Here is a 14,312-nt window from a genome sequence, read left to right as displayed (position 1 = left end):
CGTCGGACAAAACCGCGCCGCATCGGCCACATTGCAAGAAAAACGACAGTCGCTGTCGAAAACGCAACTGCAGCCGCGGGACAGGCCCCTATGGTCGGGCCTGTCATGCGCACGATCCTATCCTTCGCCGCCCTCTTCCTGTCCGTCATCTTGCTGCAGCTCTCTACGGGCGGGGTTGGCCCGCTGGACGCATTGTCCGGCGCGGCGCTGGGGTTTGACAACCGCCAGATCGGCCTTTTGGGCTCGGCGCATTTCCTTGGATTTTTTATCGGTTGTTGGTGGACGCCGCGGCTGATGGGCCGGGTCGGACATTCGCGTGCCTTTGCGGTCTGCACCGCATTGGGCGCGATGGGGTTGCTGGCGCATACGCTGACCGAAAACCCCTATGCCTGGGCAGCCATGCGCATTGCCTCCGGCCTCTGTGTGGCGGGCTGCTACACGGTGATCGAGGCCTGGATCAACGCCAAGGTCACCAATGAGAACCGCGGCCGGACCTCAGGTCTTTACCGGATTGCCGATACCGGCGCTTCGCTTGCCGCGCAGCTGCTGATCGCCGTGCTGCCTCCGGCGCATTACGTATCCTACAATCTGCTGGCGATCCTGTGCTGTGCAACATTGCTGCCGCTGATGATGACCCGCGCCAGCCAGCCCAAGATGCCCGCGGCTGCGCGCTTGCGGCCGCGCCTGGCCTGGCGGTGTTCTCCGCTTGGTGTGGCCGGGGTGCTTGTGGCCGCGCTCAGCGGTGCCTCCTTCCGCATGGTTGGGCCAATCTATGGCCAGGAGGTCGGGCTCGCGGTCGATCAGATCGCATTTTTCCTGGCCGCCTTTGTTCTGGGTGGCGCGCTGGCACAATATCCGATGGGCTGGCTCGCGGATAAATTCGACCGGCGCTGGGTCCTGATCTGGCTGTCGGGGGTATCGATCATCTCCTGCGCCATCACCCTACCGGCCAGCAGCGGCGGCACCGGGGCCATCATGCTGTCGGCCATGCTGTTTGGCCTGACGACCGTGCCGATCTTCTCGGTCTCTGCCGCGCACGCCAATGACTTTGCCACCTCGGAGGAGCGGGTGGAGCTGTCGGCGGCCTTGATGTTTTTCTACGCCACTGGCGCCATTGCCGCGCCGCTGGTTGCCTCGGCGCTGATCGAAGCCTTCGGCCCCGGAGCGCTGTTTGCTTTTGTTGCAGTGGGGCATGCGGGCTTGATCGCCTTTGGTCTGGCACGGATGCGCGCACGCGCCGCGCCCGAGGAACGCACCCGTTATGTCTATGCGCCGCGCACCTCTTTCACCATCGGCAAGATGCTGAAACGCGCCCGCGAAGGACGGCAATAGCCGCGCCGTCACGCATGTGCGCCTCCAACAGGGGCCGCGCGTGCCTGTTGCGATGTCTCGCAGCTCCCAGGAATATGCGCACATGTCTCGGGTGTTGATCTCGCGCGCGCGGAGGGCCGCGATGCCAGAGGGCCGCCCCAACTTGCGGCAGATTCAACGCTTTCTTCACATCGCCTCATAACATGGGGTTTTCGTACAATGCCGCATGGGATAGACGGACGGCCAGACAAGCGACGTGGATGGACGATATGGCCCGAATTCTGATCACCTCTGCACTGCCCTATATCAATGGGATCAAGCACCTTGGCAACCTTGTGGGAAGCCAACTGCCGGCGGATCTCTATGCCCGCTACAACCGGGGTCGCGGCCATGAGGTTATGTTCCTCTGTGCCACCGACGAACATGGCACCCCCGCCGAACTGGCCGCCGCCAAGGCGGAAAAGCCGGTGGCGGAGTATTGCGCCGAAATGCACGCGGTGCAGACCGACATCGCCAACCGCTTTGGCCTGTCGTTTGACCACTACGGGCGCTCCTCCAGCCCGCAGAACCACGCGCTGACCCAGCATTTCGCGGGCAAGCTGGCCGAGGCCGGGCTGATCACCGAAGTGTCTGAAAAACAGGTTTATTCCAACACCGATGGCCGCTTCCTGCCGGATCGCTACATCGAGGGCACCTGCCCCAACTGTGGCTTTGAGAAAGCGCGCGGCGACCAATGCGAGGAATGCACCAAGCAGCTCGATCCGACTGACCTGATCAATCCGCGCTCGGCAATCTCCGGCTCCACCGATCTGGAAGTGCGCGAGACCAAGCACCTGTTCCTGCGCCAGTCGGCGATGCGCGACCAGCTCGACCAGTGGATCGACAGCAAGAAGGACTGGCCGATCCTGACCACCTCGATCGCCAAGAAATGGCTGCATGACGGCGACGGCCTGCAGGACCGTGGCATCACCCGTGACCTCGACTGGGGCGTGCCGGTGAAGAACGGCGATCAGGACTGGCCGGGCATGGAGGGCAAGGTCTTCTACGTCTGGTTCGACGCACCGATCGAATATATCGCAGCCGCCGGCGAATGGGCCCAGACCAAGGGGCTGGGCGATGACGCATGGCAGCGCTGGTGGCGCACGGACAAGGGCGCGGAGGATGTGAAATACGTCCAGTTCATGGGCAAGGACAACGTCCCCTTCCATACGCTGTCCTTCCCGGCGACCATTCTCGGCTCCGGCGAGCCGTGGAAGATGGTCGACCACCTGAAGTCCTTCAACTACCTGAACTACGACGGCGGCCAGTTCTCCACCTCGCAGGGGCGCGGCGTGTTCATGGATCAGGCGCTGGAGCTGTTGCCGGCGGACTATTGGCGCTGGTGGCTGCTGAGCCACGCGCCCGAAAGCTCTGATTCCGAATTCACTTGGGAGAATTTCCAGCAATCGGTGAACAAGGATCTGGCGGATGTCTTGGGCAACTTCGTCTCGCGCATCACCAAGTTCTGCCGGTCCAAGTTTGGCGAGGAAGTCCCCGAAGGCGGCGCATGGGGCGAACAGGAACAGGCGCTGATCGACGAGCTGACCACCCGCATCGGCGCCTACGAGCGCCACATGGAAGCGATGGAAGTGCGCAAATCGGCGCAGGAATTGCGGGCGATCTGGGTGGCGGGCAACGAATACCTGCAATCCGCCGCACCCTGGTCGATGTTCAAGACCGACCCCGAGCGCGCCGCCGCGCAGGTGCGTCTTGGCCTTAACCTCATCCGCCTTTATGCTGTGCTGTCGGCGCCCTTCATTCCCGAAGCCTCTGACCGCCTGTTTGCAGCCCTCGGCACTGAGGATCGCAGCTGGCCCGAGGACGTCGCCGCCGCGCTGGCCGCCCTGCCCGAAGGCCACGCCTTCACCGTGCCAGAGGTGCTCTTTGCCAAGATCACCGACGAGCAGCGCGAAGAGTGGCAGGACCGCTTTGCCGGGGTCCGCAAGGACTGATCAACCGGATCGAAGAAATACAAAGACCGCCCATCGGGGCGGTCTTTTTCGTTTCAGGGATCACGCCACGGCGGGCCGGAGCGACGCTCAGAGCGTGACCGTCGCACCTTCACCGGGCATGAGCAGGCTCCAGTGCGGGCCCTCTGCTACATGGCGCGCCTGCAGCACCTCCGGCCCCTCTTGATAGAGCGCATAGGTGGAGTGATGCACCGGCAGCATCGCCTTCGCGCCGACCTGGGCGGCAAATTCCATCGCCTGCCCACCGTCCAGGGACAGCTGCCCCAGCGCGCCGGTGCCGCCGACCGCGCCGATATGGGGGATGAACAGATCCGGGGTGTCCTGCTGCGACAGGGCCTGTGCGACCGGATCGACCAGGAAGGTATCACCAGCCCAGTAGATCCTCTGCACGCGGCCAGACCGGCGCACCTCGATCATGTAGCCATTGCCCAGACCCAGCATATCCGCGACCTGCGGGTTCTGCGAATGGATGGCAGGCAGCGCGGTCACCCGGACCTCACCATCAGGCGCGTTGAAGTGCCGGGTGCTGCCATGGCGCAGGGCCTGCGCGGCAAAGCCCTTGTCACGCAGCGCGGCCGTGTCATGTTCGGGCGCCAGCAGCGGCAGGCTCCGATCCAGCCAGGCCTGCGCCTTCTGGTCAAAGTGGTCCTCATGGGCATGGCTCAGCAACACCAGATCATAGGTTTGCCGCGCCAGCTCCGGAAAGGGCGTCAGCCGCGCATGGGACTTGACGTTGGGCCCTTTGGTCAGGTCAAACATCTCGTTCGGATCGCCCATGACAAAAGCCGCCTCCCCCTCGCCCAAGCAGGGATCGGTCAGGATACGCAGGCCCGCCGCGTCGATCTCCATCATCGCGCCGCCCAACCACCGCACCGAGATCAACGGGGCCGCGCCGCGCACCATGGCGGGCAGCAGTCCGGTCGCCATGGCCGCAGCAGCAGTGGTCTTTAGAAGTGTACGTCTCTTCATCTGGTCCTCCAAAATCTGATGATCTGCAAATACCTCCTCGCGCTTGAGTGAATAATCGGAATAATATCGGACAGCTTAAACGAGATTATCGCGCAATGAATGATCTTCAGAACATCGAGACCTTTGCCGAAGTGGCGACCCAGTTGAGCTTTGCGGCGGCGGCCCGTCGGCTCGGACTGCCCCCTTCCACCGTCACCAGCCGCATCCGCGCGCTGGAGCAGAGCCTCGGCGTGCGGCTTCTGGACCGCACCACCCGCAGCACCGCGCTCACTGCAGAGGGCGCGCTGTTCCTCGACCGGTGTCGCCTTGCCCTGTCGGAAATCGAAACCGCCCGCGCGCTGGTATCATCCACGCAGAGCGCCAGCGGTCCGGTGCGTCTGTCCGTGCCCACCGCCCTGCCCATGGACCGGCTGGCGCAGGTGACCGTGCGGGTTCTGGACCGTCACCCAAACATTCACATCGACATCACGGTAGAGGATCGCCCTACCGATTTTGTGCAGGATGGCATTGATATCGCGCTGCGGGGCAACCGGCCGGGCAGCGCCAATTTGATTGCACGACTGCTGTCGCAAATGCCCGTGCGTCTGGTGGCGCCGCCGGGGCGGTTGCAGGACGATACTCTGCCGGTGCTCGGCCCACTCAGCCGCCACCTGCCAATGCCACGCCGTGCCGGACGGGCCTACTGCGAATCGTTCAGCCTTGCCCGCCATCTGGCGTTGGCTGGCGTGGCGCGGGCGTGTTTGCCGCTGTCGCTCTGTGAAGAGGACGGCAGAACCGGCGCACTGGACCTCGGGCCACCGCCCGCAGGTGTCGAAGCGCAGCTGGGCCTCTACCTCGTGTATCAGGACCGGCGCCACGTGCCGCAACGGGTGCGTCTGGTGATGGATGCGCTGATCGAGGCGTTTTCCGCTGCTGTCGCCTAGCCGTCGGTCATGCGCGTCAAAATGCATCCGTTCTCCTCGGTTGGACACCCGGCTTGCGGACGCCGGCTTTCCTTTTCCTTAGCAAAATTATCAGATTGACATATCCGACCAAATAAATCAGGAATAAGCCAATCCAGCCAACCTGTTCCTGACACAGGCCAGCCGACAACCCGAACACTGCGTCCCGCACATGTTGAATCCACCTGGCCACATCCCGTCGCATACCGACCGCGAAGCAGATCGACTGCCGCTGCCAGAGCTGTGGTCTGACGTCCTTTCTGACGCCCTCCCTGCGCAGGTTTTCTGCCTTGAATGGCTGTTCGACACGGCGGAACAGAAACAGAGGCTTGCCCGATGAGTAACTTGAAACCGATTTCCCAAGCAGACATGGCAGCCGCCGCACAGCCTGAAACCTACCCGACCTACCACGCCGAGGACCTGACCCGCGGCGGTGTGCAGGCGCGCATTCTTCTGAACGGTCAGATCTATTCACTGCGCATCACCCGCGCGGGCAAGTTGATCCTGACCAAATAATATTCACCCCGGCCCATTTTGCGCCGACAACTCACTTCCGTCCAACGAGGATCCCATTCATGAAAACGCCGCTTCTCACCGGTGCCGCCCTTCTGGCTTTGACCGCAGGCACAACGGCTGCTTTCGCCGCTTCCAAGGCTGAGGTTCTGACCAACTATGCCAATATCGCCGAAGCCAAGTATGAAGACAGCCTGATCACCGCCAAGGCCCTTCAAGCTGCGGTTGATGCGCTGGTTGCCGAGCCGTCTGCAGAAAACCTCGAGGCCGCGAAACACGCCTGGCTGGCGGCGCGCGTGCCCTACCAGCAGACCGAAGTCTATCGTTTTGGCAACGCCATCGTGGACGACTGGGAAGGCAAAGTGAACGCGTGGCCGCTGGACGAAGGGCTGATCGACTATGTGGATGCCTCTTACGGCGGTGCCACCGACGAGAACGCCGCAGCCGCACTCAACGTGATTGCGAACCCCGAGTTCAGCCTTTCTGGCAAGGCCATTGATGCCTCTGACATCACGCCGGAACTGCTTGGCGAAACCCTGCATGAGGCCGACGGCGTCGAAGCGAATGTGGCCACTGGCTACCACGCCATCGAATTTCTGCTCTGGGGTCAGGATCTGAACGGCACCGAACATGGCGCTGGCGATCGCGCCTGGACCGACTATGCCGCCGGTGACGACTGCACCAACGGCAATTGTGACCGCCGTGGCGCCTACCTGAAGGCCGCAACCGACCTGCTGGTGTCCGATCTTGAGTGGATCACCGCACAATGGGCCGAAGACGGCGAAGCGCGCGAAACCGTACTTTCGGACGAGAATGCAGGCATCACCACCATCCTGACCGGCATGGGCTCGCTGTCCTACGGCGAACAGGCGGGCGAGCGGATGCGCCTTGGCCTGATGCTGAACGATCCCGAGGAAGAGCACGACTGCTTCTCCGACAACACCCACAACAGCCACTACTATGATGGTCTGGGCATCCAGAACGTCTACCTTGGCGAATATGTGCGGGTGAACGGCGAAGTGGTGTCCGGTCCGGCGCTGGCCGATCTGGTCGAGGCCGCAGATTCTGAACTGAATGCAGAACTGACCGGCAAGCTCTCCACCACCATGATGAAGCTGGGCCGCATCAAGACGGCTGCCGAGGCTGGTTTCTCCTACGACCAGATGCTGGCGCAAGGCAGTGAAGCGGGCGAAGCACTGGTCATGGGTGGCGTCGATGCGCTGGTGGACCAGACCCGTTCGATCGAACGTGCCGTGGCCGTGCTGGACCTGAGCGATGTGGCGATCGAAGGATCCGACTCGCTCGACAACCCGACAGCGGTTTTTCAGTAAATCGTAAACCGATCATCTAGATCGAAACAGGAGCCGCGCCCCGCGCCCGGCTCCTGTTGTGCATTGACCCTCTCGCATGCGCGGTGACACGCCTCTTCACGATTTCCTGAGCGTTTCAGTCTTGTTTGATCTTGAAAACTAATTCTTTTAGTCAGATATTATCACAAGCAAGTAGCCTACAGAATCTCTTAGGATCGGCGCCCCGTCATGATCATCTGCCACTGCACATCAATCTCGGATCACGACATCCATGCAGCCATTGACTGGATGCGGGCGTCTGACCCGCAAACCATTATAACGCCTGGAAAAATCTACCGCGCACTCGGCAAGAAGGCGGATTGTGGCGGCTGCATGTCGCTCTTTCTGGACACCATGCGCGCCAACGCTAAGGTAAGTGTACCTGCGCATCTGCAGTCCCTACGAACAGCCATTTCTCCGGAGAGCAATTATGAAGGGCGACCCCAAAGTCATCGAATATCTCAACAAGGCACTTAGGAGCGAGCTGACAGCCGTCAGCCAGTACTGGCTGCATTATCGCCTGCAGGAGGACTGGGGCCTTGGTCACATGGCCAAGAAGAGCCGCGAGGAAAGCATCGAAGAGATGAACCACGCGGACAAGTTGATCGACCGGATCATCTTCCTCGAAGGTCACCCGAACCTGCAAACGCTTGACCCGCTGCGCATCGGCCAGTCGCCAAAGGAAACCCTGGAGTGCGATTTGGCCGCAGAACAAGAGGCCCGCGCCCTCTACAAGGAAGCGGCCGAGTACTGTAGGACCAATGGTGATTTCGTCTCTGAAGACCTGTTCAAGGAGCTTCTGGCGGACGAAGAAGGCCATATCGATTTCTTGGAGACACAGCTTGAACTGCACGACCGCGTTGGCGCCGAAAACTACGCGCATCTCAACGCCTCCAAGATGGACGAAACCGAGTAACTCGACCCCTGTTCTGGGTGCGGCCCTCATTCTGGTGCTGGCCGCACCGCTCCATGCGACCGACCGCGTTGCCGTTCCCGATGGCCTTGCGGAGCCGCATCTCTCTTTCCTGCCTCGCACCAAAGACGAAGCCAGCCGCATTGCGCGCGTCACCGCACCTGCGCGCGACTTCACCGCGCCGGAGCCGTTTGAGGAAAACCCCGCCGGGGCCGCCACCCTGCCCCATCGCGACGACCGCGAGGCCTTCAGCACACCGCCTGTAAACCTGACGTTTGAACAAGGGCTTGAGTTCCGTCTGGGCGAGGCCTTGTTTGACAAACTCTGGGTCTTTTCGCCCGCCTCCACCCTTGCCTCGGACGGGCTTGGTCCGGTCTATAACGCCCGCGCCTGCCAGCGCTGCCACATTCGAGACGGGCGCGGCCATCTGCCCGAGGGGCCCAACTATCGGTCTGCCTCGGCCTTTCTGCGGGTCTCCATTCCCGGCCCGGTGCCCCCTGCGTTGCGCGCCATTCCCGACTATATCGGCATGTCGCCAGAGCCGACCTATGGCTGGCAACTGCAGGACTTCTCTGCCCCCGGCGTTGATCCCGAATACCGCCTGTCTGTGACCTACACCGAGGAAGACATTACCCTGAATGGCGGTGAGGTCGTCCGCCTGCGCAAGCCGTCCTTTGAGGCCACCGCGCTGAAATACGGCCCCCTGCATGCCAAGGCGATGCTCTCGCCCCGCGTGGCCCCGCCGATGATCGGCCTTGGCCTGCTGGAGGCCATTCCCGCCGCCGAGATCCTCGCCCTTGCCGATCCGGACGATCTCGACAGTGACGGGATTTCGGGGCGTGCAAACCTCGTCTGGTCCAAGGAATTTCGTCAGGTCATGCTGGGGCGTTTTGGCCTCAAGGCCGGCACCGCCACCATCCACGAGCAATCCGCTGCGGCGTTTTCCGGCGATATCGGCATCTCGACACCGCTGTTTCCGCAGCCCTATGGCGATTGCACTGCCCTGCAGGACGCCTGCCGCAGCGGGCCGCACGGCGATGGCGACGTGCGCATCACCGAGATCGACCAGCCCAATATGGATCTGGTCACCTTCTACAGCCGCAACGTCTCGGTGCCTGCCCGCCGCGATCTGAACGCACCCGAGGTGTTGCGCGGCAAATCCGTGTTCTATGACAGCGGCTGTGCCAGTTGCCACCAACCCAAATTCGTCACCCACCGCCTGCTGGACCGCCCCGAGCAGAGCTTTCAGCTGATCTGGCCCTATTCCGACCTGCTACTGCACGACATGGGCGATGGCCTTGCTGACAACCGGCCCGAAGCGCGCGCGACCGGGCGCGAATGGCGCACCGCACCGCTGTGGGGGATCGGCCTGACGCAGCAGGTCTCTGACCGCGCCACATTCCTGCACGATGGCCGCGCCCGCACCCTACTGGAAGCGATCCTCTGGCACGGCGGCGAGGCACAAGCCGCCCGCGACACCGTCGTCGCCCTGCCCCCCGCTGATCGCGCCGCCCTCATCACCTTTCTGGAGTCTCTTTAATGTCTGTCTTGTCTCGTCTGACCTCGACCGCCTGCGCCCTTGTCGCCCTCACCGGACTGGCCCGCGCCGATGCGCTGACGGATGCGGTGATCGACCAGCATATTCTGCCGACCTACGAGCGTCTGGCCACCGAGACTGCGGAATTTGCGACCCTTACAGAGAACGACTGCGCCCCCACATCCGAGGCCGTGCGCTCCGCCTGGGGTGAGGCCTTTGATGCATGGGTGGCGGCCAGCCATCTGCGCTTTGGCCCCTCCGAGGCCGACAACCGCGCCTTTGCCATCGCGTTCTGGCCCGACAGCCGTTCCAAGACCCCAAAGGCCCTGCGCGGCCTGCTGTTGGACAGCGACCCGGTGGTCAACACGCCTGAGGATTTCGCCACGGCCTCGGTCGCGGTACGCGGGTTTTATGCGCTGGAGTACCTCTTTTACGACCCTGCCTATGCAGATCTGGCCTCCCCGGATTACGCCTGCGCCGTGGTGAAGGCCGTCGCCCAGGATCTGTCGCAAAACAGCGCCGCCATCCTGACCGACTGGCAAGAGGACTACGCCGACAAGCTGCGCCACCCGGATGAGCGCTACCGCAGCGACGAAGAGGCACATCAGGAGCTGTTCAAAGCGCTGAATACCGGGCTGGAAATCCTTGGCGATATGCGCATTGGTCGCCCGCTTGGCACGTTTGACAACCCGCGCCCCAACCGCGCCGAGGTGCGCCGTTCTGGCCGCTCCCTGCGCCATGTGGAACTCCAGCTCGACAGCCTGCGCCAGCTGGCGCTGCTTCTGTCGGATGGGGACGCGGAGCTGTCGCAACATCTGACCCAAGTCTTCGACAAGGCCGACCGCCACGCTGCAAACCTTGCGGATGACCCGAGCTTTGCCGAGGTCAGTGATCCGCAGCGCCGCTTCCTGCTGGAGACACTGCAACAGGATGTGCGCGCGATCAAAGACATCGCGGCGTTGGACCTTGGCCCCCGACTGGGGGTGGAGGCCGGGTTCAACGCGCTGGATGGCGACTGACCAGACGCCCTCACGCCCCTTTTTCGATCACGGACAGGAGTTTTCAAATGCCCTCTCGACGCGGCTTCATTGCAGGCCTCATGGCCAGCAGCATGGCCCCTTCCGCCACCTGGGCCGACGCGGGCGCGCCCGCCTATCTGTCTGCGGGCAAGGACGAGTTGGGGCTGTTTGTGGTTGCGGGTCTGTCTGCGGCGGGCGAGGTGCTGTTTCGCCATTCCCTGCCCGACCGGGGCCATGCCGCCAGTGCGCATCCCACCCGGCCAGAGGCGGTGGCCTTTGCCCGCCGTCCGGGCCGCTTTGCCGATGTGATCGACTGCCGCACCGGTGCCCAACTGGCGCGACTGGAGCCACCGGAGGGCCACCATTTCTATGGCCACGGCGTGTTCTCTCCGGAAGGCGAGGTAATGTACACCACTGAGAACGCTTATGAAAGCGGCGAAGGCATGATCGGGGTCTGGAACGCCCGCGATTACCGCCGCATCGGCCAGTTTCCCTCCGGCGGCATCGGCCCGCATGAAATGCGTTTGCGCCGTGACGCCCCCGGCCTTGTGGTTGCCAATGGCGGCATCGAGACCCACCCGGATTCGGGCCGCGCCAAACTGAACATCCCGTTCATGCGCCCCAACCTCAGCTATCTGAGCCTGTCGGGCGAGATACAGGAGCAGATGGAACTGCCCGCTCATCTGCACAAGAACTCCATCCGCCATATCGCCGTGCGCAGCGATGGCACCGTGGGCTTTGCGATGCAGTGGCAGGGCGATCTGGGCGCCGATGTGCCCATTGTCGGCCTGCATTTCCCCGGCGAAACGCCCCGACTGATGGGGGAGGACGACCCGCGCCTGCGCAATCTCAGTGGCTATGGCGGCTCTATTGCATTTTCCGGCGATGAGACGCAGGTCGCAGTGACCTCGCCGCGTGGCGGTGTGGTGCAAGTGATGGACTGTGCCAGCGGCGCGCTGGTGGCAGAACACGCGCTGGCAGACGTCTGCGGCCTCGCCACCACCCGCGCGGGCTTTCTCGCGAGCACCGGCACCGGCGCCGTGGCCCGTATCGGCACGCAGGTCGAAACACTCGCCACCGCCCCCCTGGCTTGGGACAACCATCTGATCCCGCTAACTTAAGAGCACGAAGGGCGACCCCCGACCTCGGGTGGAGGTGAAGCCCCCTCCCGTGGGGGAGGTCGGGGGCTGCCCGGCCTTTGTCCGGGCGAACCTCAATCCAAATGCGAAGCGAAAGCCCTTTGTGCATTTGCGCGAAGGGCTTTCGCTTTACACCCTCAACACATCATAACGAAATCCGCACGTGACAAAACGCGTGCCATTCGCTATGCCTGACTACGAAAAGGAAAGCCGATGGACGCAAGCGACCGCCAAAACGAAATCCTCTCCCTGCTCACAGCGCAGGATCGCGTCGAGGTCGAAGACCTCGCGCGCCGCTTTGGTGTGTCTTTGCAGACCGTGCGCACCGACCTGCGCGACCTGTCGGCGCGTGGCCAACTCAGCCGGGTGCATGGTGGTGCGGTGCGCATCGCCTCTGCCGCCAATCGCGGCTACGGGGAACGCCGCAGCCTGAATGCCGCCGGCAAACGCGCCATGGCGGTGCTGGCTGCCGATGTGATCCCGGAGAATTGCTCCATCGCGCTGAATATAGGCACCTCCACCGAACAGGTGGCACGCGCGCTCTCTGGCCATGCTGGGCTCACCCTCCTGTCCAACAATATCAATATTATCAACATGATGATGGACAAGGAGACACGCGACCTGATCCTTGTCGGCGGCTCCATCCGCCAAAGCGATGGCGCCATTGTCGGCGAAGAGGCGGTAGCCTTCATCAACCGCTACAAGGTCGACTATGCCGTGATCGGTGCCTCTGCCCTCGATGCGGACGGTGCCATCCTCGACCATGACGCCCGCGAAGTCTCCGTCGCCCGCGCCATCCTGCAAAACGCTCGCACCCGCATCTTGATCTGCGACGGCAGCAAATTCGACCGCTCCGCTCCGGTGCGCATCTGCGCGCTGGCGGAACTGGATATTGTCATCACCGACCGCCCCGTCCCGCCGGAATTCGCCGAGGCCGCAGCCGCCTCCGGCACCCAAATCCTCATTGCGGACGGCAGCCAGGAAACCGAAAGCAGCGAAAATGACTGATACAGCTCACACCTCCGACATCACCGATCTTTTTGTCATTGGCGGCGGCATCAACGGCTGCGGCATCGCCCGCGACGCCGCCGGTCGTGGCCTGTCGGTCGCATTGGCCGAGAAGAACGATCTCGCCTCCGCCACCTCCTCGGCCTCCACCAAACTGTTCCACGGGGGCTTGCGCTATCTGGAGTATTTCGAGTTTCGGCTGGTGCAGGAAGCGCTGATCGAACGCGAGGTGCTGCTGCGCGCCATGCCGCATATCTCTTGGCCGATGCGCTTTGTGCTGCCCTTCCACAAGGACATGCGGTTCGATAACACCACGCCGACATCCAAGCTGCTGACCACTTTCATGCCGTGGATGAAGGGCCGCCGCCCGGCCTGGCTGATCCGCTTGGGTCTGTTCATGTATGACACGCTTGGCAAACGCGGCATCCTGCCCGGCACCTCAACCGTGGATCTGACCACGGATGAGGCAGGCAAGCCCCTGAACTCAAAGTTCAAAAAGGCGTTTGAGTATTCCGACTGCTGGGTCGAGGACGCCCGGCTCGTGGTGCTCAACGCCCGTGATGCCGAGACCCGAGGGGCGGAAATCCTGACCCGCACCGAAGTGGTCAACGCCACCCGCCACGCCGATCATTGGGAGATCCGTCTGAAGGATCTCGCCACCGGCGAAGAGACCACGCGCCGCGCCAAGATGCTCGTGAACGCGGGCGGTCCCTGGGTGGCGGATGTGCTGCGTCAAAAGCTGGGCCAGAACAGCCGCGAGAGCGTGCGATTGGTGCGCGGCAGCCATATCGTGGTGCCGAAACTCTACGATCACGGGCGCTGCTATTTCTTCCAGGGTCAGGACGGTCGCATCATTTTCGCCATCCCCTACGAGGAGGATTTCACCCTCATCGGCACCACTGATGCGGACCATCCCGACCCGGAGACCAAGCCGGTCTGCACCGAGGAAGAACAGGACTATCTGGTTGATTTTGCGTCGAACTACTTCGAAAAACCCGTTTCCCGCGATCAGATCGTCTGGACCTATTCCGGCGTGCGACCGCTCTATGACGATGGCGCCAGTTCCGCCTCCGCCGCAACGCGCGAATATGTGCTGACCCTGGATCAGACCCAGGCGCCGCTCTTGAACGTGTTCGGCGGCAAGATCACCACCTACCGCAAACTGGCCGAGGCCGCACTGGCCAAGATCGGCGAGGCCTTTCCCGACCTCTCCGACAATTGGACGGCCGGCGTGCCGCTGCCCGGCGGCGACTTCCCGGTGGAGGATGTGGCAAAGCTGCGCGACAGGCTCGCCCGCGACTACCCGTTCCTGACGCCCTATGCCGTGCGCCGCCTGCTGCGCGCCTATGGCACCGAGGCCTGGGACCTACTGTCCGACGCCAAGGGAGAGGCTGATCTGGGCCAAAGCTTTGGCGCGACGATCACCGCCCGGGAACTCGATTGGGCGATCACCCGTGAATGGGTGCGCTCGGGCGAGGATTATCTCTGGCGGCGCACGAAACTGGGCCTGCGCTTGAACGAGGCAGAGCGCGCCGCCGTCGATACCTATATCCGCGACAGAGCCGCACGACTGGCGGCCTGACAGGTCTACCCCTGATGCCCCT

The 14,312-nt window shown here is 63.1% G+C and carries 13 protein-coding genes; 12 read left to right on the top strand and 1 reads right to left on the bottom strand.

Annotated features, from left to right (window positions below):
- The first annotated feature begins 105 nt into the window (after positions 1–105).
- Entirely contained in the window at positions 106–1,332 is a 1,227-nt protein-coding gene (locus R0J92_RS01405; RefSeq protein WP_106162334.1) for an MFS transporter, read from the top strand.
- Positions 1,333–1,580: 248 nt separating this feature from the next.
- On the top strand, positions 1,581–3,302 hold the full coding sequence (gene metG, locus R0J92_RS01400; RefSeq protein ID WP_411050480.1) for a methionine--tRNA ligase: 1,722 nt from the start codon (positions 1,581–1,583) through the stop codon (positions 3,300–3,302).
- 87 nt (positions 3,303–3,389) lie between these two features.
- On the opposite strand, the gene R0J92_RS01395 is transcribed toward metG, so the two are convergent.
- A complete protein-coding gene (locus R0J92_RS01395; RefSeq protein ID WP_411050479.1) occupies positions 3,390–4,289 on the bottom strand; it encodes an MBL fold metallo-hydrolase in 900 nt (299 codons plus the stop codon).
- A 95-nt stretch (positions 4,290–4,384) separates the two neighbouring features.
- Between R0J92_RS01395 and R0J92_RS01390 the strand changes: the two genes are divergently transcribed.
- The 10 genes from R0J92_RS01390 (at position 4,385) to glpD (ending at position 14,290) form a co-directional block, all read left to right on the top strand.
- Positions 4,385–5,212, top strand: coding sequence for a LysR family transcriptional regulator (locus tag R0J92_RS01390; protein ID WP_411050478.1), 828 nt, complete (start codon positions 4,385–4,387; stop codon positions 5,210–5,212).
- A gap of 387 nt (positions 5,213–5,599) precedes the next feature.
- Positions 5,600–5,746 (top strand): hemin uptake protein HemP, encoded by a 147-nt coding sequence (gene hemP, locus R0J92_RS01385; protein ID WP_243394926.1) that lies wholly within the window; start codon positions 5,600–5,602, stop codon positions 5,744–5,746.
- Between the two features lie 59 nt (positions 5,747–5,805).
- Positions 5,806–7,074: an imelysin family protein gene (locus R0J92_RS01380; RefSeq protein ID WP_411050477.1), complete on the top strand. Its 1,269-nt coding sequence runs from the start codon at positions 5,806–5,808 to the stop codon at positions 7,072–7,074.
- A 207-nt stretch (positions 7,075–7,281) separates the two neighbouring features.
- A complete protein-coding gene (locus R0J92_RS01375) occupies positions 7,282–7,569 on the top strand; it encodes a bacterioferritin-associated ferredoxin (RefSeq protein ID WP_106162184.1) in 288 nt (95 codons plus the stop codon).
- On the top strand, positions 7,523–8,008 hold the full coding sequence (gene bfr, locus R0J92_RS01370; RefSeq protein WP_106162183.1) for a bacterioferritin: 486 nt from the start codon (positions 7,523–7,525) through the stop codon (positions 8,006–8,008). Before R0J92_RS01375 ends, bfr begins: the two co-directional genes overlap by 47 nt.
- A gap of 34 nt (positions 8,009–8,042) precedes the next feature.
- Complete coding sequence (locus R0J92_RS01365; protein ID WP_411050476.1) at positions 8,043–9,545, top strand: di-heme oxidoredictase family protein; 1,503 nt, start codon at positions 8,043–8,045, stop codon at positions 9,543–9,545.
- A complete protein-coding gene (locus R0J92_RS01360) occupies positions 9,545–10,561 on the top strand; it encodes an imelysin family protein (RefSeq protein WP_411050475.1) in 1,017 nt (338 codons plus the stop codon). Before R0J92_RS01365 ends, R0J92_RS01360 begins: the two co-directional genes overlap by 1 nt.
- A gap of 47 nt (positions 10,562–10,608) precedes the next feature.
- On the top strand, positions 10,609–11,682 hold the full coding sequence (locus R0J92_RS01355) for a DUF1513 domain-containing protein (RefSeq protein WP_411050474.1): 1,074 nt from the start codon (positions 10,609–10,611) through the stop codon (positions 11,680–11,682).
- A gap of 231 nt (positions 11,683–11,913) precedes the next feature.
- Entirely contained in the window at positions 11,914–12,708 is a 795-nt protein-coding gene (locus tag R0J92_RS01350; RefSeq protein ID WP_411050473.1) for a DeoR/GlpR family DNA-binding transcription regulator, read from the top strand.
- Positions 12,701–14,290 (top strand): glycerol-3-phosphate dehydrogenase, encoded by a 1,590-nt coding sequence (gene glpD / locus R0J92_RS01345; RefSeq protein WP_411050472.1) that lies wholly within the window; start codon positions 12,701–12,703, stop codon positions 14,288–14,290. Before R0J92_RS01350 ends, glpD begins: the two co-directional genes overlap by 8 nt.
- Positions 14,291–14,312 lie beyond the last annotated feature (22 nt).

Origin of the sequence: Tritonibacter sp. SIMBA_163 (assembly GCF_046535935.1) — a bacterium.
Lineage (GTDB): Bacteria > Pseudomonadota > Alphaproteobacteria > Rhodobacterales > Rhodobacteraceae > Epibacterium > Epibacterium scottomollicae.
The sequence above is the reverse complement of the archived record's forward strand: the minus strand, read 5'-3'. Positions and strand labels throughout refer to the sequence as shown.

What these genes read in the sequence shown, in the direction of transcription:
- R0J92_RS01405 (WP_106162334.1), top strand. Translation starts at nt 106, where the DNA reads ATGCGCACGATCCTATCCTTCGCCGCCCTCTTCCTGTCCGTCATCTTG.
- R0J92_RS01390 (WP_411050478.1), top strand. Translation starts at nt 4,385, where the DNA reads ATGAATGATCTTCAGAACATCGAGACCTTTGCCGAAGTGGCGACCCAG.
- R0J92_RS01395 (WP_411050479.1), bottom strand. Translation starts at nt 4,289, where the DNA reads ATGAAGAGACGTACACTTCTAAAGACCACTGCTGCTGCGGCCATGGCG.
- metG (WP_411050480.1), top strand. Translation starts at nt 1,581, where the DNA reads ATGGCCCGAATTCTGATCACCTCTGCACTGCCCTATATCAATGGGATC.
- R0J92_RS01355 (WP_411050474.1), top strand. Translation starts at nt 10,609, where the DNA reads ATGCCCTCTCGACGCGGCTTCATTGCAGGCCTCATGGCCAGCAGCATG.
- R0J92_RS01360 (WP_411050475.1), top strand. Translation starts at nt 9,545, where the DNA reads ATGTCTGTCTTGTCTCGTCTGACCTCGACCGCCTGCGCCCTTGTCGCC.
- R0J92_RS01350 (WP_411050473.1), top strand. Translation starts at nt 11,914, where the DNA reads ATGGACGCAAGCGACCGCCAAAACGAAATCCTCTCCCTGCTCACAGCG.
- hemP (WP_243394926.1), top strand. Translation starts at nt 5,600, where the DNA reads ATGGCAGCCGCCGCACAGCCTGAAACCTACCCGACCTACCACGCCGAG.
- R0J92_RS01375 (WP_106162184.1), top strand. Translation starts at nt 7,282, where the DNA reads ATGATCATCTGCCACTGCACATCAATCTCGGATCACGACATCCATGCA.
- bfr (WP_106162183.1), top strand. Translation starts at nt 7,523, where the DNA reads ATGAAGGGCGACCCCAAAGTCATCGAATATCTCAACAAGGCACTTAGG.
- R0J92_RS01380 (WP_411050477.1), top strand. Translation starts at nt 5,806, where the DNA reads ATGAAAACGCCGCTTCTCACCGGTGCCGCCCTTCTGGCTTTGACCGCA.
- glpD (WP_411050472.1), top strand. Translation starts at nt 12,701, where the DNA reads ATGACTGATACAGCTCACACCTCCGACATCACCGATCTTTTTGTCATT.